This is a genomic window from Devosia sp. XGJD_8 (genome assembly GCF_046614475.1).
Classification (GTDB): domain Bacteria; phylum Pseudomonadota; class Alphaproteobacteria; order Rhizobiales; family Devosiaceae; genus Devosia.
In genome coordinates, this window is record NZ_JBKJHF010000002.1 from 1 (window position 1) to 26,271 (window position 26,271).

General features: G+C 64.3%; 18 protein-coding genes and 1 pseudogene. 17 read left to right on the forward strand and 2 right to left on the reverse strand.

All coding sequences use genetic code 11. The features are described 5' to 3' along the window. The first annotated feature begins 290 nt into the window (after positions 1 to 290). A pseudogene (locus tag ACLI1C_RS15480) lies at positions 291 to 690 on the forward strand (HPP family protein). On the opposite strand, the gene ACLI1C_RS15485 reads toward ACLI1C_RS15480, so the two are convergent. Next, the gene (locus tag ACLI1C_RS15485) at positions 681 to 1,997 is read right to left on the reverse strand and encodes an NAD(P)H-dependent oxidoreductase (RefSeq protein ID WP_411398355.1); all 1,317 of its coding nucleotides are present in this window, start codon (positions 1,995 to 1,997) and stop codon (positions 681 to 683) included. The pseudogene ACLI1C_RS15480 and the gene ACLI1C_RS15485 sit on opposite strands and share 10 nt — an antisense overlap. Positions 1,998 to 2,220: 223 nt before the next feature. On the opposite strand from ACLI1C_RS15485, the gene ACLI1C_RS15490 reads away from it, so the two are divergent. The 5 genes from ACLI1C_RS15490 to ACLI1C_RS15510 all read left to right on the forward strand — a co-directional run bounded on the left by ACLI1C_RS15490 (position 2,221) and on the right by ACLI1C_RS15510 (position 7,044). Beyond that, a complete protein-coding gene (locus ACLI1C_RS15490; RefSeq protein WP_411398356.1) occupies positions 2,221 to 2,511 on the forward strand; it encodes an STAS domain-containing protein in 291 nt (96 codons plus the stop codon). Then, positions 2,508 to 2,876 carry a response regulator gene (locus ACLI1C_RS15495; RefSeq protein WP_201659489.1) on the forward strand — a complete coding sequence of 123 codons (369 nt, stop codon included), beginning with the start codon at positions 2,508 to 2,510 and terminating at the stop codon, positions 2,874 to 2,876. The genes ACLI1C_RS15490 and ACLI1C_RS15495 overlap by 4 nt, the downstream gene beginning before the upstream one ends. 33 nt (positions 2,877 to 2,909) lie before the next feature. Next, a complete protein-coding gene (locus ACLI1C_RS15500; RefSeq protein ID WP_411398358.1) occupies positions 2,910 to 5,267 on the forward strand; it encodes a chemotaxis protein CheA in 2,358 nt (785 codons plus the stop codon). A 55-nt stretch (positions 5,268 to 5,322) separates the two neighbouring features. Then, positions 5,323 to 5,811, forward strand: coding sequence for a chemotaxis protein CheW (locus tag ACLI1C_RS15505; protein WP_411398360.1), 489 nt, complete (start codon positions 5,323 to 5,325; stop codon positions 5,809 to 5,811). A gap of 192 nt (positions 5,812 to 6,003) precedes the next feature. Beyond that, entirely contained in the window at positions 6,004 to 7,044 is a 1,041-nt protein-coding gene (locus tag ACLI1C_RS15510; protein WP_411398361.1) for a L,D-transpeptidase family protein, read from the forward strand. 70 nt (positions 7,045 to 7,114) lie between these two features. Here the strand turns inward: ACLI1C_RS15510 and ACLI1C_RS15515 are convergent, their stop codons facing one another. After that, positions 7,115 to 7,363 (reverse strand): hypothetical protein, encoded by a 249-nt coding sequence (locus tag ACLI1C_RS15515; RefSeq protein WP_411398363.1) that lies wholly within the window; start codon positions 7,361 to 7,363, stop codon positions 7,115 to 7,117. Positions 7,364 to 7,634: 271 nt separating this feature from the next. Here ACLI1C_RS15515 and ACLI1C_RS15520 point away from each other — a divergent pair, with 271 nt between their 5' ends. The 11 genes from ACLI1C_RS15520 (at position 7,635) to ACLI1C_RS15570 (ending at position 26,213) form a co-directional block, all read left to right on the forward strand. Then, on the forward strand, positions 7,635 to 8,225 hold the full coding sequence (locus tag ACLI1C_RS15520; protein ID WP_411398364.1) for a chemotaxis protein CheD: 591 nt from the start codon (positions 7,635 to 7,637) through the stop codon (positions 8,223 to 8,225). Between the two features lie 174 nt (positions 8,226 to 8,399). Continuing rightward, positions 8,400 to 9,920 carry a methyl-accepting chemotaxis protein gene (locus ACLI1C_RS15525; RefSeq protein WP_411398366.1) on the forward strand — a complete coding sequence of 507 codons (1,521 nt, stop codon included), beginning with the start codon at positions 8,400 to 8,402 and terminating at the stop codon, positions 9,918 to 9,920. Positions 9,921 to 9,961: 41 nt separating this feature from the next. After that, positions 9,962 to 10,810 carry a CheR family methyltransferase gene (locus ACLI1C_RS15530; protein WP_411398367.1) on the forward strand — a complete coding sequence of 283 codons (849 nt, stop codon included), beginning with the start codon at positions 9,962 to 9,964 and terminating at the stop codon, positions 10,808 to 10,810. Further along, positions 10,807 to 11,856 carry a protein-glutamate methylesterase/protein-glutamine glutaminase gene (locus tag ACLI1C_RS15535; RefSeq protein WP_411398369.1) on the forward strand — a complete coding sequence of 350 codons (1,050 nt, stop codon included), beginning with the start codon at positions 10,807 to 10,809 and terminating at the stop codon, positions 11,854 to 11,856. The genes ACLI1C_RS15530 and ACLI1C_RS15535 overlap by 4 nt, the downstream gene beginning before the upstream one ends. Before the next feature lie 114 nt (positions 11,857 to 11,970). Beyond that, positions 11,971 to 12,360 carry a response regulator gene (locus ACLI1C_RS15540; RefSeq protein WP_046140872.1) on the forward strand — a complete coding sequence of 130 codons (390 nt, stop codon included), beginning with the start codon at positions 11,971 to 11,973 and terminating at the stop codon, positions 12,358 to 12,360. Between the two features lie 259 nt (positions 12,361 to 12,619). Then, on the forward strand, positions 12,620 to 15,163 hold the full coding sequence (locus tag ACLI1C_RS15545; protein WP_411398370.1) for a methyl-accepting chemotaxis protein: 2,544 nt from the start codon (positions 12,620 to 12,622) through the stop codon (positions 15,161 to 15,163). A 230-nt stretch (positions 15,164 to 15,393) separates the two neighbouring features. Continuing rightward, entirely contained in the window at positions 15,394 to 17,391 is a 1,998-nt protein-coding gene (locus ACLI1C_RS15550; RefSeq protein ID WP_411398371.1) for a methyl-accepting chemotaxis protein, read from the forward strand. Positions 17,392 to 17,598: 207 nt separating this feature from the next. Then, positions 17,599 to 19,680 (forward strand): methyl-accepting chemotaxis protein, encoded by a 2,082-nt coding sequence (locus tag ACLI1C_RS15555; RefSeq protein WP_411398372.1) that lies wholly within the window; start codon positions 17,599 to 17,601, stop codon positions 19,678 to 19,680. 126 nt (positions 19,681 to 19,806) lie between these two features. Beyond that, positions 19,807 to 21,903, forward strand: coding sequence for a methyl-accepting chemotaxis protein (locus ACLI1C_RS15560; RefSeq protein WP_411398374.1), 2,097 nt, complete (start codon positions 19,807 to 19,809; stop codon positions 21,901 to 21,903). Between the two features lie 110 nt (positions 21,904 to 22,013). Next, positions 22,014 to 24,464, forward strand: coding sequence for a methyl-accepting chemotaxis protein (locus ACLI1C_RS15565; RefSeq protein ID WP_411398375.1), 2,451 nt, complete (start codon positions 22,014 to 22,016; stop codon positions 24,462 to 24,464). 144 nt (positions 24,465 to 24,608) lie between these two features. Beyond that, positions 24,609 to 26,213 carry a methyl-accepting chemotaxis protein gene (locus ACLI1C_RS15570; protein ID WP_411398376.1) on the forward strand — a complete coding sequence of 535 codons (1,605 nt, stop codon included), beginning with the start codon at positions 24,609 to 24,611 and terminating at the stop codon, positions 26,211 to 26,213. The last annotated feature ends 58 nt before the right edge of the window (positions 26,214 to 26,271 follow it).

Consider the following 26,271-nt stretch of genomic DNA (forward strand, 5'->3'; position numbering starts at 1 on the left):
TCGACCAGGGGGATAAGTGGGGGATGGTATCAGGAGATTCCAGCAGACTCGCTGTGGGCGGGTGAGATGCATTCCGAAGGCCCGGGGCGGCATCAAGCGGGCCTGGAAAGGGAGGCGGCCATGCGTGGGGGTGGGTTTCCCCGGGCTGGGCTGGCCGTTAGCTTGCCGTCATGCTTGCACTGATTGCCCGTTTCATCGCCCGGCACGAACCCCGCAGTGACTGGCGCGTGCATGCCAAGTCGGCGGCAGCGACGGCCGCCAGCGTGACGCTGATCGGCTGGTTGTCCGCAATGACGGGACTGCCATTGCTGCTGGCGCCGCTGGGACCCACGGCGCTGGTGATCTTCGGCCAGCCGCAGTCGACCAATGCCCAGCCCATCAACATCTTTGCCGGCTATTTCATCGGCACGACACTGGCCGTACTCGCCATGTCCGTGGTTCCGGAACCGTGGTGGCTGGCGACGCTGCGTGGGCCTGGCCATGCTGATCATGCTGGTGCTGCGCGTCACGCATCCGCCGGCAGCGGCGGTGCCGCTGCTGGCCTATTCAGGACCGGTCGAGCCGCTGGTGCTGTTCGGCGTGCTGTTCGCGGCCTGCGCCCTGCTGGTCGCGCTGGGCGTCGTGGTGCACAGGCTGCCGCCCAGAGGGCGGTATCCTTTGCCGCTGATCCAGGAAATCGATCAGGAATAGCCCAGCATGCGGTCCTGCGCCTGGCGCAGGGCGTAAAGCCGGGTCGTGGTGTCGGGCGTGCAGTTGGCCAGGGTGAGCAGCTCGCCCTTGGCAATCGCCGCCGTGGTGCGACCGCCCTCGAGCAGACCCACCGGCACTGCCCCGGCCGCGCGGCTGTCCACCACGGTCATGGTGTAGCTGCGGTAGCAGGTCTCCCCGATGGCATCGAGGCTTTCTCCGGGCTTGAGATCGCGCTTGGCGACGGCGCAGACTTCGGCCACCGGATTGGGCAATGGCACCATGTCCGCCTTGCCATGCAGCATGATGCGCGCGCAGGTCAGCGGCACTTCGAGGCTGGTCAGGTGATAGGGCCGGAAGAAGCTGTAATAGGGGCCGTGGCCGATATGGAGGTCGTCGAGGCGCTCGATGATGCGCGGATGGGTGGCCTTGACGATGACGAAGACACCGGGGGCGACGCCCTTGCCGACGGTGAAGTCCACCACGCCCATGCGGTTGAGAATGCCGCCGTCGGCCTTGGGGATCAGCACCCTGGCCATGTCGTCGCGGTCGGCCTTGGGGCCATGCATGCCGGGCACGTCGGGGACAAGCCCGGTGGCATTGGCGATGGCGCACATTTCCACCATGGTCTTGCTGCCATCGACGAACTCGACCAGCATGCGCGGGTTCATGTTGCGGCGTGTCGCTTCCTCGCGATAGTCGTCGGGGACGGCGTCATGCTTGAGCGGATTGTTCTTGCCCTTGCCGGCGGCGACGATGGGCAGGCCGAGCGCGGTGACGAATTCGATCAGCTCCATGCAGGAGCTGGGTTCATCGCCGGCGCCGACCGAATAGACCACGCCGAGCCGGTCGGCCTGGGCCTTGAGATAGGGGCCGATGGTGACGTCGGCCTCGACATTCATCATCACCAGATGCTTGCCGTGTTCCATGGCCAGCAGGTCATAATCGGCGGCGACGCCCGGTTTGCCGGTGGCGTCGATCACGACGTCGATGTTGGGCGTGGTGACCAGGGTCTCGGCGCTGGTGATGGCGATCTTGCCGGCCTCGATGGCGGCGGTGGCCTGGGCCGGGCTGTCGGCGACCCTGCCCCTGGAATCCTCGCCATAGGCGATGGTCATGGCAGCCAGCGCGGTATGGGGGCGCCGCGTGGCGATGGCGGCCATCTCGATGCCGGTCATGAGCGACATCTGGGTGACCAGATCGGTGCCCATCTCGCCCGAGCCGATGACGCCGACGCGGATCGGCTTGCCGGTTTCAGCGCGGGCTGCCAGTTCGCGGGCGATGCCGGTCAGGGCGATTGAGGCGGTCATGGAACAGATCCGATCGAGGTTGCGCGCATGGGTTACCCCTCCGCCATCCCTTCCGGCAAGGGGGCACGTTTCACATCATGGCAGAGGCCGCCGGGGACCGGCGAGATTATGTCGAGGCATGCGCAGGCGGGAAGTGTTGTGCAAGTCCATCAAGGTTAGCACTTCTTAAACCGTTCCCGTGGACACTGGCGCTTGGAGAAAACTCCGGGGGCACGCATCCATCATGGTCAGCAAGGCCAAGAAACCAATCGCTTTGCCAGCGATCATCGATCTCGACTCGCTGGATGGCATTCGCGATGGCCTGATCGATGCGATCGAGGAAGGGTCTGTTACCGTGACCGCCAGCGCTGTCGAGCGCGTGTCGACCAATGCACTGTTCATGCTGATCAGCGCGGCGGAGGCGGCCCGGAGAAATCATTATGAGTTTGCTATTGAGCAGCCGAGCGTGGCCTTGACGTCCGCGATCGAGCGCCTGGGTCTGGACGCCCAGTTTTCGGGAATGATGAGAGGATGACGACTTTGCGGGTTCTGACGGTGGACGATTCGAGGACAATCCTCGCCATGCTGCACCATACCCTCAGCAATGCCGGGTTCGAAGTGTTGCAGGCCGAGGACGGCAAGCAGGGGCTCGACGTGCTCAAGAACGAGACGGTTGATGTGGTGATTACCGACATCAACATGCCGGTGATGGATGGCATCGAGTTTATCAAGAATGTGCGGGCAACGGGCAACCATCAGAGCCTGCCCATCCTGATCCTGACCACCGAGACCAGCCAGGACAAGCGTGACCAGGGCAAGGCGGCGGGCGGTACCGGCTGGATTGTCAAGCCCTTCGATCCGGAAAAGCTGATCTCGGTCATCCACCGCGTGGTGCATTAGTCTCTAGTAACCCAGAAGGGTTGGACGTTCGGCATGAGCGATCTCGACGATTTCAAAGCCACCTATTTCGACGAATGTTCCGAGCTTCTGACCGAACTCGAAGAGCAGTTTGCCGCAATCGAGGCGGGCGAGCGTGATGCCGACCGCCTCAATGCGGTCTTCCGCGCCATCCATTCGATCAAGGGCGGCGCCGGGGCCTTCGGGTTCCAGGCGCTGGTGGGCTTTGCGCATGCCTATGAGACGCTGCTCGACTATGTCCGCGACGGGCGGATCGAACTGGTCGATGACGTGGTGGTGCTGTGCATCCGCGCCAATGACATTGTCGCCGACCATGTGAAAGCCGCCCAGACCGGGGAACCGCTGCCGGCCGATTATGGCATGGAAGAAAAAGAACGCTTCGACGCGCTGGCCCGGGGCGAACGCGCCGGCTCGGACGACGAAGATGAAGGCGGCGAGCCGCTGGACGAATTCGATATCGAGTTCGTACCGGTGATGGTCAATCTCGACGCCGAAGCGCCGGTCACCACAAGCGATGACGCGGTGGAAGACACATTCGATACGCCGCCGATGCAGGTCGAGCCGGGCCATTGGGAAATCCGGTTCACACCGCACCGGGCGCTCTATGCCCGCGCCAATGATCCGCTGCTGCTGTTCCGCGAACTGGCCGTGCTTGGCGAGATGCATGTGCGCGCGCTGGTGGAAGAGATTCCGCCGCTGGCCGATTTCGAGCCCTTTGCGGTCTACTGCTCGTGGGAGATCACGCTGGTTTCCCCGACGCTGACCGAAGAGATGATCCGCGAGGTCTTCGAATTCGTCGAGGGCGACTGCGATATCGCCATTGCGCAGCTCGGCGCCGGCGTGCCGCTCGATGCGGCGCCGATTGCGGTTGCCGCACCGGTGGCGCCGGTTGCGCGCGCCGTGGCCAAGGAGCCCGAACCGGCCGACCTGCTGGCGCTGGCCGATGATGAAGTGGTGAGCCTGCTCGATTTCGATACCGGGCCGGTGGCATTCGCCGCAGAACCGGAGCCGGCTCCGGTGAGTGTGCAGGACAGTTTCGAGGAACCTCCGGCGCTCAGCTTTGCCGAGCTGGCCGAAACCATTCAGCCGAGCCCAGTGGCCAAGCCACCGGCAGCGGTGACGCCCCTCAAGGCCGCTACCCCGGCCGCGGCGGCCAGCGAGGGCGAGGAAAGCAGCGGCGGTGGCCGCAGCGTTGGCGTGCAGTCGATCCGCGTCGATCTCGACAAGGTCGATCGCGTGGTCAACATGGTGGGCGAGCTGGTGATCACCCAGTCCATGCTCACCCAGCAGATGGATGAGACGCTGCGCGCGCGCTATACCGAACTGGTGCGCGGGCTCGAAGTGCTGGCGCAGACGACGCGCGGACTGCAGGACTCGGTGATGGCGATCCGCGCCCAACCGGTGAAGTCGGTATTTTCCCGCATGCCGCGCCTGGTGCGCGAACTGGCGACCAAGACCAACAAGAAGATCAAGCTCGAGACGATCGGCGAGAATACCGAGATCGACAAGACGGTGATCGAGCAGCTGAGCGATCCGCTGACCCATATGGTCCGCAACTCCGCCGATCATGGCATCGAGAGCCCGGAAAAGCGCCTGGCGCGGGGCAAGCCCGAGACCGGGACGATCCGGCTGTCGGCCGAGCAGGCGGGCGGCAATATCCTGATCATCGTCGAGGACGATGGCGGTGGCATCAACCGCGAACGCGTATTGCAGGTCGCACGCGACAAGGGTGTTGTGGCGCCCGACGTCAACCCGACCGACGAGCAGATCGACCAGCTGATCTTCGCGCCCGGCTTTTCGACGGCGAGCGAAGTGAGCGATCTATCCGGCCGCGGCGTCGGCATGGACGTGGTGCTGTCCAATATCAAGAAGATCGGCGGCTCGGTGCATGTCCGCTCCTGGACCGGCAAGGGTACGCGCATGACGCTGCGCCTGCCGCTGACGCTGGCCGTGCTGGACGTCATGCTGGTCAAGGTGGGGGGCAGCCCCTATGTGGTGCCGCTGTCCTCGATCGTGGAGACCATCCAGTGCTCGCGCGCCAGCTTCGAGCGGGTGCCGAGCGGTGGCCAGGTGCTGCAGGTGCGTGGCGAATATGTGCAGGTCATCGACCTGGCCCAGCGCTTCGAAATGGTCACCGATACCGATGCGGACAACCGCTTCGTGGTGCTGTGCGAGGCCGAGGGCTCGGCCAAGGTGGCACTGATCGTCGACGACATCATCGGCCAGCAGCAGGTGGTGATCAAGTCGCTGGAAGAGAATTTCGAACGTGTCGAGGGCATTGCCGGCGGTACGATCCTGGGCGACGGCAATGTCGCGCTGATCGTGGACGTGCAGGGGCTCAAGACCACTATCGTGCACAAGAACGCCGCCTAGAGGCGGCACCAGTTTTGCGTAGCCGGCCAGAAGGACGGCAGAAAGGGCATAAAGAATGGAAGCGCTCGGTTTGCGTGACGACATGGGCGACAAGTCTGCCGTCGCCGCCCAGAATTCCCTGCAGTTGATCGCTTTCTCGATCGGCGAGCAGACCTATGGCGTGGAGATCACCACGGTGCGCGAGATCCGCGCCTGGAATGGTGCGACGCCGCTCCCCAATACGCGCGAATTCGTGCGCGGGGTGATCAACCTGCGCGGCACGATCGTGCCGATCTTTGACCTGCGCGCCCGGTTCGGCGACGGCCAGACTTCGCCCACCAAGAACCATGTCGTGGTGGTGATGAGCGTCGGTGACAAATGGGTCGGCATCCTGGTCGACGCCGTGTCGGACATCCTGACCGTGTCGCGCGACGACATCCACAATGTGCCGGAAGGCAATTCGATCGATACCGAACTGCTCAACGGCATCGTGACCCATGACAGCCGCATGGTCGGGCTGATCGACCTGCATGCCGTGGTGAGCGGCGCCAAGATGGACGCCTAGGCGGTTCCAGCATAGCCGTCAGGAAGGGCGCCGCGGGCGCCCTTTTCGTTTGGATGGCATCGATCGGACAGCGCTTTGCGAGAGTGCCGGAGCCGCGTGCACGTTAAAGTGCGCGGCATCGGGCGCGCGCGCGAAAGATTGCGGGAACCTTCGCTCCGTCCCCCTGCTTGTGCATGCAGATATGAGGTCTTGATGCACACACTTGCCCGCCTGATTGCCTTCAGCATGACTGCCGCTCTGGTTCCGTCCGTCGCCGCGCAAGATGCGCCGGCGCCGATGGATGCCAATGCGGTCAATGCGGCCAACCTGCTGACGGACCTGGTCATCGAGGACAGGCCCTATATCTTTGCGCCCGAGCCCGAGATTGCGCCAACCGAGCCGGAGCCGGCCGCGCCGGTCGTTCCCAGTGCGGCAATCGTTCGCGCGCAGATCCTGCTCGATCAGTTCGGAGCCTCGCCGGGGGTGATTGACGGCTATGACGGCGAGAATGTGCGCAAGGCGCTGATGGCTTTCCAGGCCATGGCGGGGCTCGAGGTCAGCGGCACGCTCGACGCGCAGACAATCGACCTGCTGGAAACCGGGCTGCCGGTCATCGGTGCCTATGAAATCACCGTCGAGGACATGAGCGAGATCAGTGGGCCCACGCCTGCCGACTATGCGGAAAAGGCCCAGCTGGAATTCCTGGGCTATGCCAGCGTTGCCGAGAAGCTGGCCGAGCGCTTCCACATGGACCGCGACTTCCTGATGGCCCTCAATCCGGGGGCGGAATTTGCCGCCGGCGAAACGATCGCCGTGGCCATGACCGGGTCCGACCGTACCGGCGTGGTGGCGCGGATCGAGGCGGACAAGACGCTGCGGCAGGTGCGGGCCTATGATGCCGACGGCATGCTGCTGGCGGCCTATCCGGCAACCATCGGCAGCGAGGACAATCCCTCGCCCAGCGGCAGCTATGTCGTAGAAGTGGTCGCGCCCATGCCGAACTATACCTACAATCCCAAGATCAACTTCCAGCAGGGCGAGAATGCCGAGGTGCTGACCATTCCGCCTGGCCCGAATGGGCCGGTGGGCAGCATGTGGATTGCCCTGTCAAAGCCGACCTACGGCATTCACGGCACGCCCGAGCCGGCGCAGATCGACAAGACCGGCTCGCATGGCTGCGTCCGCCTGACCAACTGGGATGCCGAAGAGCTGGGCAGCATGGTGTCTGCCGGCGTTACCGTCGACTTCCTCTAGCCCGCAGGGGTGAGCGCCGAAAATGGAAAAGGCGCCGAAGCGCCTTGTAGTCTCCCGCTGAACCGGGGGGCTAGAACAGCTCGGCGTCGCCGTGACTCTGATGGGCGGCAATGCCGGACAGCGCGGGAACGCGCAGCTCGTCGAGCGTGAGGCTCGACCAGATCTCGTCATAGACACTGTCGGGTGCCGTGGGCGGCAACAGCGCGAACTGGCGAACCGCCAGAGCCATGTTGTGGCAGCGCTGTTCGATGCGATCCTGGCCCTGCAGGGCCGTGACGATCATCTGGATCGCCTCGCGGACGGAAGGATCCTGATTCAAGGGCCTTTCGGCGAGAAGTTGTAGCGCATCCGTGATGCCTTCTAGCATCGACGCCGTCTGGCGCGCTGTCTCATCGAGTTCTCTCGCGAGTTTCTGCAATGACATTTATGGTCAGATCCTAGCCCCGTTCGAGTTACCCTATCCGACTATTTCTAAAGCTCTTCTTGCCGAATTCGGGCCCCTGCAGGCGCTCGTGCAGCGTGGTTAGCAATTGGCTAACGAGTTTTCCGCTACGATCCGGTACTGGCGCTTGAAGGTTGCAACACAATAAATGGCACTGCCGAATTCCCTGCCACCCGAATTCGATCGCGGCGTGGTGACGACCGTACACCAAGGCGACTGTCATGTTTCCGATGCCGCGGACCTGACCTACTCGACCGTATTGGGTTCGTGCATCTCGGCCTGCGTGCGTGACCGCGTGGCCAATATCGGGGGCATGAACCACTTCCTGCTCGCCGAGCAGTCCGGCTCTGCCAAGGACCGCTATGGCGCTTCGGCCCGCTATGGCGCCTTTGCCATGGAGCAGTTGATCAACAAGGTGCTGAGCAAGGGCACCGGCAAGAAATCCAACCTCGAGATCAAGGTGTTCGGCGGCGGCAAGATCAATTCGGCGCTGGACGATGTCGGCCGCAAGAATATCGAGTTCGTCCGCCAGTTTCTCGCCGATGAAGGCTATGTCGCCACCAGCGAGGATCTGGGCGGCACCTATGCCCGCCGCGTACTGTTCAAGCCGCGTTCCGGCCGGGCCTTCGTCAAGCGTCTCGACAGCGATGCGGGGGACAATGTGGCGCGCGAAGAAGCCGCGATTGCCAAGCGTCGCGTGGTCGTGCCGGCACCGGTGGACGATATCGAACTGTTCTAGTCGCAGCCTGGCGGGCCGCGACTGTGCCGAAACGAGACCGATCTTTACCGGCCGGCAAACTGACTTAGCAAAGTATTACGCTTTGGCGGCGCGCTATAGACTTGGTTAACCATTGTAAGACTAGGGTTTGTCCATGTTGGACACCCTATTGCTGATTTGCAGATCAGGCTCGCCATGCCCAATCTGCGCCTAGCGCTGATCGCGGCCGGTCCGTGGCTTGGCGCGGTGGCGCTGGCGGCCGGCCTGATGCCCAGTCTCGGTACCGGGACGATGTGGCTGGTCAGCGTGGCGACCCTGATGCTCTTGGCGCTGGCAAGCGTCCTGATCCTGGCCATCCTGCACGACCGGCACGACAATCGTACCCTTGCAGCGCTGGCCCTGGCCGCCGGGCTTTGCGACCGCCCTGGCGAGGTCGCCACCATTGACGGCATTGTCGGTCGACTGGGCAAACGGCTGGAAAAAGCGCACCATTTCAAGGGCGCCATTGCGGCGCTGCAGCAGCCGGTCGTGGTGGTGGATGACCAGGGTGTGATCCTGGCGGCAAGCCATGGTGTGGGGCGACTGGCAAAGGGTGCGGTCGAGGGCGCCACGCTCGATGCCCTGTTCGGGCCGGGATACCTCAAGACCGGAGGCGGGGCGCCCGAAGAAACCCTGGTCACGCTGGGCGGCAGCCGGTTCATCATGCAACGCCATCCCATCGCCTCCGGGCGGTATCTGCTCGAACTGCTGCCCGCCGGCGGCTATATTGAGGACGATGACCTGAGCGCCTTTGCCGGCGCGTTGGCGGGCGGACAGACCAGCTTTCGCTTCGAGGCGCGCGCTGCAGCGGCACGGCCGGCGCTGGCGGCGCTCAACAAGGGTATGGCCGGCATTGACGAGGGACTGCGCCTGCTCGAGGGCGTGGTGGCCGGCAGCCGCGAATTGCCCGACGCGCTGGACGGGCCGCTGGGCGCCCTGGCGGTGCGGCTCGACGATTTCACGCGTGCGATGGCCGAGCAGTGCGACGAGGAGCGGGAGCTGCGGATCGCGCTGGAAGCGCGGCTGGTGGCGGTGGGCCAACTGGTCGAGACTTTCGAGCAGCGGGCGGCGCGCTATGATGCGCTCAATGTAGCGAGCCGCGATGATGCCGAAGCCATGGGCAGGGTGCTGGCCGATGGGGGCGGACGGCTGCGCCAGGCGCAGCTCATCGGACGCGGGGTGCAGGACCTGGCCGGCGAGCTGGACCTGGCGGTGCGCCGCATGCACGGGCTGGTCGATGACATCGACGCCATGACCGGCGAGGTCGACAAGATGGTGCAGGCCATCGAGGATGTGTCGTTCCGTACCAACCTGCTGGCGCTCAATGCCGCGGTCGAAGCGGCCCGGGCCGGGGAGAAGGGGGCGGGCTTTGCCGTGGTGGCCGATGAAGTGCGCCAGCTGGCCCAGATCACCAATCGATCAGCCCGAGAAATCCGCGCCGTGGTCAAGCGCGGCAGGGGGCAATCGGAGAGCGGCGTGCTCGAAAGCCAGGCCCTGCAAAAAATGATTGCCGGCCTTGAGGCTCATTTACGCAATCTAAGCAATGAAACCGATACGATCGCTTCGACACTGGACGAGGGTGAAGTGGCGCTGCGGCGTCTCACCGGGCGGATGGCGTCGTTCGGCGAGGCGGCGGAGCGGCATGAAGCCCCCCTTTCACGACGGGCGCGCGCCTGATCCCAAGCCCCCGGACCGGTTGGGATGATTGGGGTGCACGCATGGAACAGGGGGAAATCTCCCTTAGCGACCGCGAGTTTTCGCGGATCAAGAACCGGGTCTATCAGGTCGCCGGGATCTCGCTGAGCGATGCAAAACGAACATTGGTCATCTCACGGCTGTCCAAGATCGTGCGGGCGCTGGGCCTGCCCAGCTTTGATGCCTATGTCGACTACCTGGAGCGCAATGGCAGCGCCAGCGACGGGCAGGACTTCGTCAATGCGCTGACGACCAACCTGACGCGCTTTTATCGCGAAGACCACCATTTCGAACATTTGCGGTCCTTTGTCGGCGCGCTGATTGCCGAAAAGCCCCGCGGCAGCCGGCTGCGCATCTGGTCGGCCGGGTGCTCGACCGGGCAGGAACCCTATACGATCGGCATGGACCTGCTGGCGGCCTTTCCCGAGCTCAAGCGCTGGGATTTCAGAATACTGGCAACCGATATCGATACGGCCGTCATCGCCAAGGCGGCGGCGGGTCTCTACCCGGAAAACGAGTTGAGCGGGCTCAGCGCCGAACGGGCGCGGCATCTGGAAAAGGTGGGTGACGGCACGATCCGCGTGCCCGCCGCGGTGCGCGAACTGGTGTCGTTCAAGCCGCTCAACCTCATCGCGCCCAACTGGCCGATGAAGGGGCCGTTCGACGCGGTGTTCTGCCGCAATGTGGCGATCTATTTCGACAAGCCGACGCAGGGCGAAGTGTTCGGCCGCTTCAGCAAGCTGCTGGCGCCCGAAGGCTTCCTCTATATCGGCCATTCGGAAAATCTCGGATCGGGCGGCGACGGATTCCGCCTGGTCGGCAAGACCATCTATCAGTCCAAGCAGAAATTGAACAAACGAGAAGCGGCATGAGCATCAAGGTCCTGGTCGTCGACGATTCGGCGCTTATCCGCGAAGTATTGACGCGCATGCTGTCACGCGACGGCGATATCGATGTGGTGGGCACGGCCACCGACCCCATCGATGCGCGCGAGAAGATCAAGACGCTCAACCCTGACGTGGTGACGCTCGACATCGAAATGCCCAATATGAACGGGCTGCAGTTCCTCGAGAAGCTGATGCGCCTGCGCCCCACGCCGGTGGTCATGGTTTCGACACTGACCAAGAAGGGGGCCAGCGAGACCTTGCTGGCCCTGGAACTGGGCGCGGTGGATTTCGTGGCCAAGCCAAGTGCCGAATTCGAAGGCGGCATCGACGCCTTCGGCATCAACCTGCGAGACAAGATCCGGGCTGCCGCAAAGTCGGATGTGCGTGGCCGCAATACCGGCCGGGCCGAGGCGCCCAAGGTGCCGGTCAAGACCGCGGCGGCGCCGTCCGGTGCACTCATCGCCATCGGCGCTTCCACGGGCGGCGTCGAAGCCATCCGCGCCGTGCTCAGCAATATGCCGATCGATTGCCCGCCCATCGTCATTGCCCAGCATATGCCGCCGGGTTTCACCAGCCGCTTTGCGGCGCGGCTCGATGAAGTGTGCGGGCTGACCGTGGTGGAGGCGGAGGACCGCATGCCGCTGCTGGCAGGTCATGCCTATGTGGCGCGGGGCGATTACCACCTGCGCGTCGAGCGCTCGTCGGGCCAGCTCAAGGCCCGGCTGACGCATGACGAGCTGGAGAGCGGACACCGCCCGAGCGTCGACGTGCTGTTTGAATCGGTGGCCAAGACCGTGGGCGCCATGGCCGTGGGCGCCATTCTCACCGGCATGGGGCGCGACGGGGCGCGCGGCCTCAAGCTGATGCGCGATGCCGGCGCCTATACGGTGGGGCAGAGCCAGGCCTCGGCGCTGGTCTATGGCATGCCGCGCGTTGCCTTCGAGGAAGGCGCCGTGGTGGAGCAGGCGCCGGTCGAGGCGATTGCGGCGCGGCTGGCCCAGGCGCTGGTGCGCCTCAAGTCCGCCGCCTAGCCGGTTCAGGCGCAATACCAAGCTGCAGGTTGAGAGATTTGTAACGCTTGTTGCCTAGTGTTTCGGGGAAATCGGAGTCCACGGGCTCCCGTCGCCAGAAGGTGAATTACGATCATGCCAAAAGCCAGCGCTGTCAGCGTTCTCATCGTCGACGATCAGCAGTCCATGCGCGGTATCTGCAAATACATCCTGACCCAGCTCGGATTTAAGGACATCATCGAGGCCAAGAGCGGGCGCGATGCGCTCGGCAAGCTTGAAAAGGCCAATGTCGACCTGATCATTTCCGACTGGAACATGGAAGACATTGACGGGCTGACCCTGCTCAAGGTGATCCGCAAGCATCCCCGCACGCAGGCCATGCCGTTCATCATGGCGACCGGCCGCTCGGACAAGGAGCAGGTCAAGGAAGCCATTTCCTTCGGCGTCAACAACTACATCATCAAGCCGTTCGACGCCTCGACCATGAAGAAGCGCATCGAAGCCGTTATCGGCGCGCTCAGCTGAGACCAGCCACAGCTTCGAATCAATCCAGGGCCACCTTCGGGTGGCCTTTTTATTTGCGGTGCCGGCTGGCGGAAACTGTGGCGCCGGTATTTGCGCGTAAGAAGTGGTTAATCGCACAGATGTATCGTTTCCACTGCATCGGTTTTGTTCGATGCCAATGGAGGACGATCACCGCGATCCGCGCCGCAAGGGCGCGGTATTTGCATGACATCAGAACGATGCATGGCAGCGGCGATCCGTGGATGGGTTGGAGTGTTCGATGGGATTTCTGCCGCAGCTGAAGATCGCCCAGAAACTGCCGCTGGCGCTGGTGGGTTCGGCCTTGCTGGTCAGTCTGGGGGTGGGGATTGCGAGCTACATGATCGGCTCGACCACCGTGGATGCGCTGACGCGCCGGCAGATCGAGACGATCGCCACCCAGGCATCCTCGCAGCTGGGCTCCTATCTCGAGGGGATCTCAAAGGACCTGGCCATCACGGCGGCCACGGAGTCGACCCAGACCACGCTGCGCGACCTCAATATCACCTGGGGGCAGTTCTCCACCGGATCGGGCGCGACGGATCCGGTCGTGGCGCTGCAGACCGCTTATATCACCAACAATCCGGACCCGGCGCAGCGCGAGCTGCTTGACGTGTCCACCGGCGACAAGCGCACCAATTACGACTTCACCCATTCCAAGATCCATCCGGCCTTCCGCCGGCAGCTGCAGGCACGCGGCTATGCCGACCTGATGCTGATCGACCCCAATGGCAACCTGATCTATTCGGTGATGAAGCGCGACGACTTCGCCACCAGCCTGGCGAGCGGCAGCGGCGCGGAAACCGGCCTGGGCAAGGCCTTCCAGGCGGCCGCGGCGATGACCGAGGGCGGCCAGGTATCGTTCCAGGACTTTTCCACCTACACCGCAGCGGGCGGGGCGCCGGAAAGCTTCATGGCCACGCCGGTATTCGACAACCGGCAGAAGCTGGTGGGCGTGTTGGCCGTGGCGATCTCGACCGCGTCGGTCAATGCCATCATGGGCAATACCGATGGGCTGGGCGAGACGGGCGAGAGCTTCTTTGTCGGTCCCGATTTCCTGATGCGCTCGGATTCCCGCTTCAGCGAAGCCGATGACTCGCTGACCACGACCTTCCAGAATCCGGTGGTGGACGCGGCGCTTGCCGGCAACAAGGCGATCGGCACTTCGACCGACTATCGCGGGATGCCGATGTTGCTCACGGCCCAGCCGCTGAGCTTTGGCGGCGCCAACTGGGCCGTCGTCACCGCCATTGGCGAGGCGGAAGCCTTCGCCCCGATCACCGATATCCGCAACATGATGCTGGCGATCGGCGGGGGTCTATTGGCGATTGCCGCCATTGCCGGCTATTTCTTCGCGCGCTCGGTCAGCCGTCCGATCAGCGGCCTCACCACGACGATGGAAGCGCTGGCCGATGGCGATCTCGATGTCGAGGTGCGTGGCGGGCAGCGCCGGGACGAGATCGGGGCCATGGCGCGGGCCGTCGAAGTGTTCCGCGAAAACGGCCTCAGGATCGCGCAGATGACCGAGGCGGAAGCCGCCCAGATCATCCGCAACCAGGCCGAGCGTGCCGCAATGATGCAGGATCTGCAGCGCGCCTTTGGCGCCGTGGTGGATGCAGCGATTGCCGGCGACTTCACGCGGCGCGTGGATGCAGAATTCCCCGATGACGAGCTCAACAGGCTGGCCCGCTCGGTCAATACGCTGGTGGAGACCGTGGATCGCGGCGTCAGCGAGACCGGCACCGTGCTGGCGTCGCTGGCCGATACCGACCTGACCAAGCGCATGGAGGGGCAGTATCACGGCGCCTTTGCCAAGCTGCAGGCCGATACCAATGCAGTCGCTGCCAAGCTGACCGATATTGTGGGCCAGCTCAAGGATACGTCCGGCACGCTCAAGACCGCGACGAGCGAGATCCTGAGTGGCGCCAATGACCTTTCCGAGCGCACCACCAAGCAGGCGGCGACGATAGAGGAAACCTCTGCAACCATGGAGCAGCTGGCCTCGACGGTGCTGCAGAATGCCGAACGCGCCAAGGAAGCGAGCGCCGTGGCTTCGACGGTGACTCGGACCGCCGAAGAGGGTGGGCAGGTGATGCACCAAGCGACGGAGGCGATGGAGCGGATTACCCAGTCGTCGGGCAAGATCTCCAACATTATCGGGCTGATCGACGACATCGCCTTCCAGACCAACCTTCTGGCGCTGAACGCTTCGGTGGAAGCAGCGCGGGCCGGTGATGCGGGCAAGGGCTTTGCCGTGGTGGCGGTGGAAGTGCGGCGCCTGGCGCAGTCGGCGGCCAATGCCTCCTCGGAAGTAAAGGTGCTGATCGAACAGTCGGCCGGCGAGGTCAAGGGTGGCTCCAAGCTGGTGCTGGATGCGGCCAGCAAGCTCGAGGCCATGTTGGCGGCTGCCCGTTCGTCGAACGAGTTGATGAACGGCATTGCCAAGGACAGCCGCGAGCAGGCCGGCGCGATCGACGAGGTCAATACGGCAGTGCGCGCCATGGATGAGATGACCCAGCACAATGCGGCGCTGGTGGAAGAAATGAATGCCGCGATCGAGCAGACCGAGGCGCAGGCCACCGAGCTTGACCGGATCGTCGATATCTTCGCCATCGATGAAGTGCCGGCCGAGCGGCGCCAGGGTCAGGCGGCGGCGCCGTCTGTCGCGCCGGCCAGGGCGGTCGCCGATGGCGCCCGCGGGCTGCAGAACAAGCTCAAATCGGTGGCCAAGTCCTATCTCAGCCACGGCAATGCGGCGGTCGACAAGGACTGGAGCGAGTTCTAGCCGGACTGCGACACATCAATGCGATTTCCCGGGGCGCCCATTGGGTGCCCCAATTGTTTGACCGCTCGGAAACCTACCATACAAGATCAATGGGTCGTTAAGGTCCCGGTGCTTATAGTCTCGCGCAAATAGCTATCGGCTTGGCCGGGGGACGCGAGCAGATGATACGAAGCATCACGGGATTCTGGGGCAATATCAAACTGACAACGGCCATTGCGGGCCTAGTGCTCATGAGCATTGTTGTCACCATCGTGGCCTATACAGTCAGTGGCTATGTCGACCTGCGCCGGCAGTCGGTGAACCAGAGTGTCAGCCAGCAGGCCGCCAACCTGCAGGTTGCCGGCACGATCCTCGAAAAACGCCTGTCGGGCTCGGTGCTGACCTGGGCGGAGACGGGCGAGATCGCCGCCTTCCAGGCCTATTCCCTGCCGTTCTTCCACGACACGTCCGCCGTCGATTCCGTCACCCGGATCACCCAGGGGGCCGCAGCCATCTTCGGACTGGACGCGGCCACCGGACAGTTCATGGCCAAATCGACCAGTTTCGAGTTGCCCGATGGGGAGCGTGCGGTGGACTTTGCCATCGACCCCGCCAGTCCCGAACATGCGGCCCTGATGGAGGGGAGGCCCTATTATGGTGAAGTGGTCATGCAGGGCGTCCGCTATCACGGCGCCTTCCAGCCCTTCACCGATCTCAAGAACAACCTGTTGGGCGCATTCTTCGTCGGTGGCGATGCGGCCGCGGCCGAGGCGGCCGCCGATGGTTCGCTGCCGGGCATGCTGGGCATGGGCCTCGTGCTGCTGCTGGTGCTGGGGGGCATCTGCCTGCTGGTCTCACGCCAGCTGACCCGCCCCATTCCGCGCATTGCCGGGGCGATGCAGGCCATAGCCGACGGTGACTTTGCCACCGAAGTGCCCTTTGTCGAACGGCGCAACGAGCTGGGCGACATGGCGCGGGCGGTTGAGGTGTTCCGCGCCAATGGCCTGCGCGTCAGCGAGATGACCGAGGCAGAAGCGGCCCGCATCATTGCCGACCAGGCCAGCCGGCAGCAGATGATGACCGAGCTGCAATCGGCCTTCGGGCAGGTGGTGGACGCGGCCGTGGCGGGCGATTTTACCCGGCAGGTCGAGGTGGAGTTCCCCGATCCCGAGCTCAACAGCCTTGCCGCCAGCGTCAATTCTCTGGTCTCGACCTTCAACCGCGGCGTCTCAGGCATTGGCCAGGTGCTCGGTGCCCTGGCCAATACCGACCTGACGCAGCGCATGGATGGAGACTATGAGGGCGCCTTTGCCACCCTCAAGGCCGACGTCAATGCGGTGGCCGACAAGCTGGCCGAAGTGGTCGGGCAATTGCGCGAGACCTCGGGCACGCTCAAGACTGCGACGAGCGAAATCCTGAGCGGCGCCAACGATCTCAGCGAACGCACAACAAGGCAGGCGGCGACCATCGAGGAAACCTCGGCAGCGATGGAGCAGCTCGCCCAGACGGTGATGCACAATGCCAAGTCGGCGGGCGAGGCCAGCACGGTGGCGTCCACCGTCATGAAGGCGGCCGAGGATGGCGGGCAGGTGATGCATCAGGCAACGGAAGCGATGGAACGCATCACCCAGTCGTCGGGCAAGATCTCCAATATTATCGGGCTGATCGACGATATTGCCTTCCAGACCAACCTGCTCGCACTTAACGCGTCGGTGGAAGCCGCGCGCGCCGGCGATGCGGGCAAGGGCTTTGCGGTGGTGGCGGTGGAAGTGCGGCGCCTGGCGCAGTCGGCGGCCAATGCCTCAAGCGAGGTCAAGGTGCTGATCGAGCAGAGCGCCAGCGAAGTCCAGGGCGGCACGCGGCTGGTCTCGGATGCCGCAAGCCGGCTCGAAGCCATGCTGGGGGCGGCCCGCTCATCGAACGAATTGATGATGGGGATCGCCAAGGACAGCCGAGAGCAGGCCGGCTCGATCGAGCAGGTATCGACCGCCGTGCGGACCATGGACGAGATGACCCAGCACAATGCGGCTCTGGTCGAGGAAATGAACGCGGCCATCGAGCAGACCGAGGCGCAGGCCACCGAACTCGACAGGATTGTCGATGTCTTTGCAGTGAACCGCCCCGCCGAGGCAGCACGGGCGCCCAAGCCGGCGGGCGCGCGTGGCCTGCAGGAAAGGCTCAAATCGGCCGCGCAGAGCTATCGCAGCCACGGCAATGCGGCGCTGGATAGCGACTGGACCGCCTTCTAGGGAAGCCCATCAGCGCGGCCGGCAGTGGCCGGCCGCGAGAAACAACGAAAATCTTTCGACAAATTGCGCATTCCTGCCACCTGAAACGATACCGGGCTGGCGTGGACAACATTCGGTTAACGGCTGTCCCGTAGGCTTCGCCACCAGTAGGTCCGTGGGACGCGCGCGATTATCCGCTGCTCCCGGACATTTGGGGGGAATATGCCTATGCGCAAGCTCTTGGCCGTCTTTGGCAATATCAGGATGACAACCGCGATTGCGGTGCTGGTCCTGTTTTCAATCATTGGCTCCATCGCCGCCGTATCGGGCGCGATCTACATGAACCTCTATTCCCGCTCGCTCGCCGATAGCCGGGTGCAGCAGGAAACCAATCTGGCGGTTGCGGCCACCATCCTGGAGCGGCGCATTTCCGGCTCGGTGCTGAACTGGACCGAAGACGGCACGATGGATGCCTTCCAGAGCTGGGCCGTGCCGCCCTTCTATGACACCGAAATCATCGACTCGGTGACCCGCGTCACCAAGCAGGACGCAACGATCTACGTGCTCGACACGGCCACGCAGGCCATGGTGGGCAAGACCACGAGCATTGCCGCGGCCGATGGAACACGCGTCGCCGACCTGACTCTCGATGCGGCAAGCCCGGCCTATGCCACGCTGATGGCGGGCGAGGCCTTTGTCGGTCCGGCACCGATCAATGGCGTGGACTACTTCGTCGCCTTCCAGCCCATCGAGAAGATGAGCGGAGAAATCATGGGCGCCATTTTCGTCGGTACGCCCATGGCCGAGGTGGAAGCAGCGGCCAATGGCGTTCTCGGCCTGATTCTCGTCGTGGGCGGCGCGGTGGTTGTAGCGCTCGGCCTGGCGGGCTTTGTGCTGTCGCGGCTCATCACCAAACCGATCCCGCGCCTTGCCGGCGCCATGGAAACCATTGCCGAAGGCAATTTCGAATCCGAGGTGCCCTATACCGGTCTGGGCAATGAAGTGGGCGGCATGGCGCGCGCCGTCGAGGTGTTCCGCCAGAACGGCTTGCGCGTGAGCCAGATGACGGAAGCCGAGGCCGCACGCATCATTGCCGATCAGGAAAACCGGCAGAAGATGATGAGCGAGCTGCAGTCGGCCTTCGGCGAGGTGGTGGACGCTGCGGTGGCCGGCGACTTCTCGCGTCAGGTGACGGCAGAATTCCCCGACCCCGAGCTCAATACGCTGGCGGGCGGCATCAACAACCTGGTCTCGACCTTCAATCGCGGCGTGACCGAGATCGGCCATGTGCTTGGGGCCATGGCCAATACCGACCTGACCGAGCGGATGGAAGGCGACTATGACGGCGCCTTTGCCACGCTCAAGTCCGACATCAATGCGGTGGCCGACAAGCTGACCGAAGTAATCGGGCAGCTGCGCCATACCTCCGGCTCGCTCAAGACGGCGACCGGGGAAATCCTCAGCGGCGCGAACGATCTGTCCGAGCGCACCACCAAGCAGGCTGCAACCATCGAGGAGACCTCGGCGGCGATGGAGCAGCTGGCCTCGACCGTGCTGCAGAATGCGCAGCGTGCCAAGGATGCCAGCGCCAATGCCGCGCAGGTCACCCGGACCGCCGAAGAGGGCGGCCAGGTGATGGATGCGGCGACGTCGGCGATGGAGCGCATCACTCAGTCGTCGGCCAAGATTTCCAATATCATCGGCATGATCGACGACATCGCCTTCCAGACTAACCTCCTGGCGCTCAATGCCTCGGTGGAAGCGGCGCGGGCGGGCGATGCCGGCAAGGGCTTTGCCGTGGTGGCCGTGGAAGTGCGGCGCCTGGCACAGTCGGCGGCGCAGGCTTCGAGCGAAGTCAAAGTGCTGATCGAGCAATCGGCCGGGGAAGTGAATACCGGCTCCAAGCTGGTGGGCGATGCCGCAGGCAAGCTCAAGGCGATGCTGGAAGCGGCGCGTGGCAATAACGGGCTACTGGAATCGATCGCCAATGACAGTCGTGATCAGGCTTCGGCGATCGAGGAAGTCACCACCGCCGTGCGGACGATGGACGAGATGACCCAGCACAATGCGGCGCTGGTCGAGGAAACCAACGCCGCCATCGAACAGACCGAGGCACAGGCCACCGAGCTCGACCGGATCGTAGAGGTGTTCCGCATCACCCGGCAGCAGGAAGCGCCGCCGATGCGCAGCGAACGCGAGGCCGAGCCCAGCGGCGGCGCGCGTGGCCTGCAACAGCGCCTGGCGGCAGTGTCGTCCAACCTCAAGACGCATGGGAATGCGGCGCTGGCGCAGGACTGGAGCGAGTTCTAGTTTTCTTCGTCCGTACGACAATGGAACCCCGCAGCGCTCCGGCGATGCGGGGTTTTTCATGATAAACACTCGATTAAGCCTGGACTGGTATTTTTCCGGATAATGGGCGCGGGCGGACTTGCTGCCGTGCGCGATTTCTGGGGCTTGTTCATGTTCAACCGCGTCGGCCAATTCTTCGGCAATATCAAACTGACCACGATGATTGCCAGCCTGGTGATCTCCGCGATCATTGTTGCCGTCACGGTGGTAACGGCGGCCATCTATATCAATCTGAGCGCATCGACGCGCGATGTGGCACTCGCCCAGCAGATTACCAATCTCAAGACCGCGGCGACCGTGGTGCAGGGCAGCCTGCCGGGAGCGGAGGTGATCTGGTCGGAGACCAACGATATCGAAAAGGTCCAGACCTGGGCCATGCCGCGGCAGTTCCTGAACGACGAGCTGGTCGATTCCATCGCGCGCATCACCGGCGAAGCCGCGACCATTTTTGGCTGGGACGAGGAAAGCCAGGATTTCGTGCGCATGACCACGACCATTGTCGGGGCCGATGGGGCGCGCATCGTGGGCACGCCGCTGGGCCAGACCAGCGCGGCCTATGCCACGGTGATGGAAGGCAAGACCTATTTCGGGGAAGCCAATATCGTCGGCAAGCCCTACTACACGGCCTATCAGCCCATCGTTGACCAGACCGACAAGGCTGTCGGCATCCTGTTTGTCGGCATCGACCGGTCGGCCGTTGACGCGGTGATCTATGACACGCTCAAGCTGCTGCTGATCGTCGGCCTCGTGACGCTGGGCGTGCTTGGCACCATTGGCTATGTGCTGTCGCGCGTCATGATGGGGCCGGTGCCGCGCCTGGCGCAGACAATGAAGACGGTTGCCGAGGGTGACTATGAGGCGGTGGTGCCGTTTGTCGAGCGCGGCAATGAAGTGGGTGAAATGGCCCGGGCGGTCGAAGTCTTCCGGGAGAATGGCCTCAAGGTGACCGCAATGACCGAGGAGGAGCGCGCCGCCTCGCAGCGCCGCCGCATCGAGCGCACCGACATGATGGTGGCGCTGCAGGCGGCGTTCGGCGAGGTGGTGGATGCCGCCATTGCTGGCGATTTTTCCAAGCGGGTGCATGCGCAGTTCCCCGATCCCGAGCTCAACTCGCTGGCGGAAAGCGTCAACAACCTCGTGGAAACGGTGGATCGTGGCATTGGCGAAACCGGCAAGGTGCTGGGCGCGCTGGCCGATACCGACCTGACGCAGCGCATGCATGGCGACTATCAGGGCGCCTTTGCCCGCCTCAAGGAAGATACCAATCTGGTGAGCGAGAAGCTCACCGAGATCGTGGGTGGCGCCAAGCAGATTTCAGGTTCGCTCAAGCAGGCGACCGGCGAAATCCTCAGCGGCATGAACGACCTCAGCGAACGGACCACCAAGCAGGCGGCCACGATCGAGGAGACCTCGGCGGCGATGGAGCAGCTGGCCTCCACCGTGGCGGACAATGCGCGGATGGCCGAGGATGCCAATGGCAAGGCCCAGTCGGTGTCGCAGAGCGCGGCACAGAGCGGGGTCACCATGACCGAGGCCAACCAGGCCATGGAGCGCATCACCTCCAGTTCGGCCAAGATTTCCAACATTATCGGCATGATCGACGACATCGCCTTCCAGACCAACCTCCTGGCGCTGAACGCGTCGGTGGAAGCGGCGCGGGCGGGCGACGCCGGCAAGGGCTTTGCGGTGGTGGCGGTGGAAGTGCGGCGGCTGGCGCAGTCGGCAGCCAGCGCATCGTCGGACGTCAAGGCGCTGATCGAGCAGAGCGCTTCGGAGGTCAAGGGCGGCTCGCGGCTCGTCTCCAATGCCGCCGAGCAACTGGCGGCCATGCTGGACGAGGTCAACCAGAATGCCAGCCTGATGCAGTCCATCGCCAAGGCCAGCCGCGAACAGGCGGCGGCGATCGATGAAGTTTCGGTGGCGGTGCGGACGCTGGACGAAATGACCCAGCACAATGCGGCGCTGGTGGAACAGACCAATGCCGCGATCGAGCAGACCGAGGCGCAGGCCAGCGAGCTGGATCGGGTGGTTGAGGTGTTTAAGCTCGATGCCGCGCCGGTTTCGGCGCCGCCGCAGCGCGCACCGGCTCCGGTCCGCAATGTGGTGCAGAAGGTGCGCTCGGCGGCCCAGACCTATCTGAGCCATGGCAATGCGGCGGTGTCGGCTGACTGGAGCGAGTTCTAGGCAATAGCAGGCCTCTTCAAGCGGGTGCCTGGCCGATAAGTGCCTGGAAGTGCTTCCTTAACCATATTCTTCCTATGGTTTCGAAGCGTCATGGCCGCGGAAGAATCCCGATGAAGACCCAGCTCAAACTTGCCTTCAAGCTGCCGGCCATGGTGGTGGCCGTTGCGCTGGTCACCGGTGCGAGCCTGGCGGTCGCGGCCTATATTGCCAGCAATGCCATCGTGAGCAGCCAGGCCGAGCAGCGTCTCAGCGCCACCGCCGCCAACGCGCATTCGGCCATCGCGGCCTATCTCGATGAAGTGGCGGTGGATCTCGCCGTATTCGCGGGCCGGTCGGAAATCTCCGCCGCCATCGACGCGTTTTCGGGCGCCATGCGCTCGCTGTCGGGTCAGGGCGATCCGGCGGAATTGCTGCAGGATGCCTATATCACGCAAAATCCGCACGGGGCGGGCGAGCGCCTGCTGCTCGACACGTCGGACAAGCTGCCGGTCTATGACCTGCACCACCGCAACCTGCATGCTGATTTCCGCGACCTGCTGCAGCGGCGGGGCTATTACGACATCTTCCTGTTCGATACCGATTTCAACAATGTCTATACGGTGTTCAAGGAAGCCGACTTTGCCACCAATTTTGCCGAGGGCGGCGGGCCCTGGGCCGACAGCGACCTGGGCAAGGTGGTGCGCGCCGCCATGGCGGCCGAGGAGGGACAGGTGTTCCTCTCGGACTTCGCACCCTATGGCCCCAGTGCCGGGGCTGCGGCCAGCTTCATTGCCGCGCCCGTGCATGACCAGGGCTTCCTGATCGGCGTCATTGCCTTCCAGCTGCCGACCGGCCGCATCAGCGACGTGCTGGACCGCACCGAGGGCCTGGGGGCGAGCGGGGAAGTCTTCCTCGTCGGCCAGGATGGACTGGCGCGCAACAATTCGCCCGTGACCGCAGACGACGATGCCATGACGCTCTCGATCCAGGGCGCGGCCATCGACGCGGCGCTGGGTGGCACTGAGGCGCTGGGAACGCTCGATCATCACGGTGGTGAAGCCTATGTCGCGGCGGCAGAGCCGCTGAGCTTTGGCGGCGTAAACTGGGCGGTGGTGGCGCTCGAAAGCCAGGCCGACATCACCGCGCCGGCAACGGGCCTGCGCAATACGATGGTGATGATCGGGCTGGTGCTGCTGGCGCTGGCGAGCGTGGTGAGCGTGCTGGTGGCGCGCACCATCACCCGGCCGGTGTCGCGCCTCACCGATGCCATGGCCGAGATCGCTGCCGACCGGCTGGAGATCGCCGTGCCCGGCCTCGAGCGGGCCGACGAGCTGGGCTACATGGCCGAGGCCGTGGAAGTGTTCCGCGGCAATGGGCTGAGGATGCGCGACCTGCGCGCCGCCGAACTCGACATGACCGAGGAGCGCAGCCAGCAGGTCAGCGTCATCCAGGGCTTGCAGCAGGATATCGGCAGGGTGGTGGGCGCCGCCATCGATGGCGACTTCACGCTTCGCGTCGGCACCGGACTGGCCGATCCCGAATTGCGGCGGCTGGCCGAGGGCGTCAACGACCTGGTAGAGACTGTCGATCGCGGGCTGACGGAAACGGGCAGCGTGCTGGCCGCGCTGGCGCGGGCCGATCTCAGCCAGCGCATGAATGGCGACTACAAGGGCGCCTTCGCCCGCCTCAAGACCGACACCAATGGTGTCGCCGAACAGCTGGGCCAGATCATCACGCAATTGCGGGGCACGTCAGGTGCCCTCAAGACGGCGACCGGGGAAATCCTCTCGGGCGCCAACGACCTGTCCGAGCGCACGACGCGGCAGGCTGCGACGATCGAGCAGACCAGTGCCGCGATCGAACAGCTCAGCCGCACGGTGGTGGACAATGCCGCCCACGCGGAAGATGCCAGCCAGCGGGCGCGGTCGGTTTCGGCCGAGGCGGAGGCAAGCGGCGCGGTGATGGGCGAAGCGACCGAGGCCATGGATCGGATCACCCAGTCGTCCGGCAAGATTTCCAATATTATCGGCCTCATCGACGATATCGCCTTCCAGACCAATCTCCTGGCCTTGAACGCTTCGGTCGAAGCCGCCCGCGCGGGCGATGCGGGCAAGGGTTTTGCGGTGGTGGCCGTGGAAGTGCGCCGGCTGGCCCAATCGGCAGCCAGTGCCTCGGCCGACGTCAAGGCGCTGATCGAACAGAGTGCCAATGAGGTGCAGGGCGGTACGCGTCTCGTCGCCAGCGCAGCGGAGCGGCTGGTGGGCGTGCAGGATGCCATCCGCAGCAATGCGACCATGCTCGACAGCATTGCCCGGGCCAGCCGCGAGCAGGCCTCCTCGATCGACGAGGTCAATGTCGCGGTACGCCAGCTGGATGAAATGACCCAGCACAATGCAGCGCTGGTGGAGCAGACCAATGCCGCCATCGAACAGACCGAGGCACAGGCCAACGAGCTCGACCGGGTCATCGGCGCCTTCACCCTTGGCAGCACGGCGCCCGAGCGCGAGGCGGGCGCGCGCGGCCTCGTGGATGGTCTGAGGTCGGCGGTTGGCGCCACGTTCAGGCGGGGGCAGGCGAGCTGATCTGGGACAAAAGCGGGCAGGCAAAGCGCCCGATTAACCGCTGGTTCACCATGTCGGCATAGGCTCGACACAGTTTGATCCAGGTCACGGTTTGGGAATCGCGCATGGTCAATACCAACGTGTCCATTCCCGAGTGTCACTCCCATGTCGTCGCCCAGTTCTGCCCAAGACAACCTGCAAACCCGTCTCGATTTCATCGGCCTTGACGACACGGCGCGGCAGCGCCAGGCAAAGGTTCAGCCCCATATCGACAAGCATCTGTCGCTGGCACTGGACAAGTTCTACGCCAAGCTCGCCACCGTGCCTGCCGTGGCGCGCTTCTTTGAGGGCAAGCCGCATATGGACCGCGCCCAGTCCAAGCAGGTCGGGCACTGGAAGGCGATTGCGGCGGGGCATTTCGACGACGCCTATTTCGAGGCCAGCAGCAAGGTCGGGTTGCGCCATGCCAAGATCGGGCTCGAGCCGCGCTGGCATATCGGCGGCTATGGCCTGATCATCGAAACGCTGGTCGTTGGCCTCGTGCATGACCTGATGACCGAAGCGCTGCAGCCCAAGCCCGGCCGGTTCGGCAAGAAGGCCGCATCGCCCGACGAGATCATGGCGGCGGCGGACGACATGGCGCTCGTGCTGGGCAGCCTGATCAAGTCGACGCTGCTTGATATCGACATCGGCGTGTCGGCCTATTTCGACAAGATCACCGAAGACACCCGGGCTGCCGACGAGGCCGCCCAGGCCAAGATCACCCGCACCGTGTCGCTGACCGGCGATGTGCTCAAGGACATGGCTGAAGGCAACCTGACCCGCCGGATCACCGCCGAGTTCGAGCCGGCCTTCGAGCAGATCAAGAGCGATACCAATGCGGTGGCCGATCGGCTGACCGGCATTGTGGGGCAGTTGCGGCAGACATCGCGGTCGCTCAAGACCGCCACGAGCGAAATCCTCTCCGGCGCCAACGACCTGGCCGACCGCACCACCAAGCAGGCCGCCGCGATCGAGGAAACCTCGGCCTCGGTGGAGCAGCTGTCGCTGGCCGTGGCAGAAAATGCCCGGCGCACGGCGACGGCCAGCGGCAAGGCGCAGGTCGTGGCGCAGAGCGCAACGCAGGGCGGTGCGGTGATGAAGCAGGCCAATGAGGCTATGTCGGCCATCCAGACCAGTTCCGCCAAGATTTCCAACATTATTGGGCTGATCGACGACATCGCCTTCCAGACCAATCTGCTGGCGCTGAATGCCTCGGTCGAGGCGGCGCGTGCCGGCGATGCGGGCAAGGGCTTTGCCGTTGTGGCGGTGGAAGTGCGGCGCCTGGCGCAGTCGGCAGCCAATGCCTCAGCCGAGGTCAAGGCGCTGGTCGAGGCAAGCGCCAGCGAAGTGCAGACCGGTACGGGCCTGGTCGGGCAGGCGGCCGAGACGCTGCTCGATATCCTGGCCGGCGCCCAGGAGAGCGCAAAGCTGATCGACACCATTGCCCAGGCCAACAAGGAGCAGGCCTCTTCGCTCGAAGAGGTGGCTGTCGCCGTGCGGCTCATGGATGAAATGACCCAGCACAATGCGGCGCTGGTGGAACAGACCAATGCCGCGATCGAGCAGACCGAGGCGCAGGCCAGCGAGCTCGACGGCATTGTCGACGTGTTCACGATCGAGGGCCCGGCGCGGGCGCCGGTGCGTGCCGTGCGGCAGATGCCAAAGGCGGCGCCGGCGCCGCGCTCGGTTGGCAATGCGGCCATTGCGCGGGACTGGAACGAGTTCTAGCCAGAAGGGTGCTGACAGAGTCTGTCAGGGGGCAATGACAGGATCGTGCGGCGTCAAA

Coding starts and splice junctions, on each gene's coding strand:
- ACLI1C_RS15535 (WP_411398369.1), top strand. CDS start 10,807: ATGAGCATCAAGGTCCTGGTCGTCGACGATTCGGCGCTTATCCGCGAA.
- ACLI1C_RS15485 (WP_411398355.1), bottom strand. CDS start 1,997: ATGACCGCCTCAATCGCCCTGACCGGCATCGCCCGCGAACTGGCAGCC.
- ACLI1C_RS15530 (WP_411398367.1), top strand. CDS start 9,962: ATGGAACAGGGGGAAATCTCCCTTAGCGACCGCGAGTTTTCGCGGATC.
- ACLI1C_RS15565 (WP_411398375.1), top strand. CDS start 22,014: ATGAAGACCCAGCTCAAACTTGCCTTCAAGCTGCCGGCCATGGTGGTG.
- ACLI1C_RS15505 (WP_411398360.1), top strand. CDS start 5,323: ATGGAAGCGCTCGGTTTGCGTGACGACATGGGCGACAAGTCTGCCGTC.
- ACLI1C_RS15555 (WP_411398372.1), top strand. CDS start 17,599: ATGCGCAAGCTCTTGGCCGTCTTTGGCAATATCAGGATGACAACCGCG.
- ACLI1C_RS15495 (WP_201659489.1), top strand. CDS start 2,508: ATGACGACTTTGCGGGTTCTGACGGTGGACGATTCGAGGACAATCCTC.
- ACLI1C_RS15550 (WP_411398371.1), top strand. CDS start 15,394: ATGAGCATTGTTGTCACCATCGTGGCCTATACAGTCAGTGGCTATGTC.
- ACLI1C_RS15500 (WP_411398358.1), top strand. CDS start 2,910: ATGAGCGATCTCGACGATTTCAAAGCCACCTATTTCGACGAATGTTCC.
- ACLI1C_RS15520 (WP_411398364.1), top strand. CDS start 7,635: ATGGCACTGCCGAATTCCCTGCCACCCGAATTCGATCGCGGCGTGGTG.
- ACLI1C_RS15570 (WP_411398376.1), top strand. CDS start 24,609: ATGTCGTCGCCCAGTTCTGCCCAAGACAACCTGCAAACCCGTCTCGAT.
- ACLI1C_RS15510 (WP_411398361.1), top strand. CDS start 6,004: ATGCACACACTTGCCCGCCTGATTGCCTTCAGCATGACTGCCGCTCTG.
- ACLI1C_RS15545 (WP_411398370.1), top strand. CDS start 12,620: ATGGGATTTCTGCCGCAGCTGAAGATCGCCCAGAAACTGCCGCTGGCG.
- ACLI1C_RS15540 (WP_046140872.1), top strand. CDS start 11,971: ATGCCAAAAGCCAGCGCTGTCAGCGTTCTCATCGTCGACGATCAGCAG.
- ACLI1C_RS15490 (WP_411398356.1), top strand. CDS start 2,221: ATGGTCAGCAAGGCCAAGAAACCAATCGCTTTGCCAGCGATCATCGAT.
- ACLI1C_RS15525 (WP_411398366.1), top strand. CDS start 8,400: ATGCCCAATCTGCGCCTAGCGCTGATCGCGGCCGGTCCGTGGCTTGGC.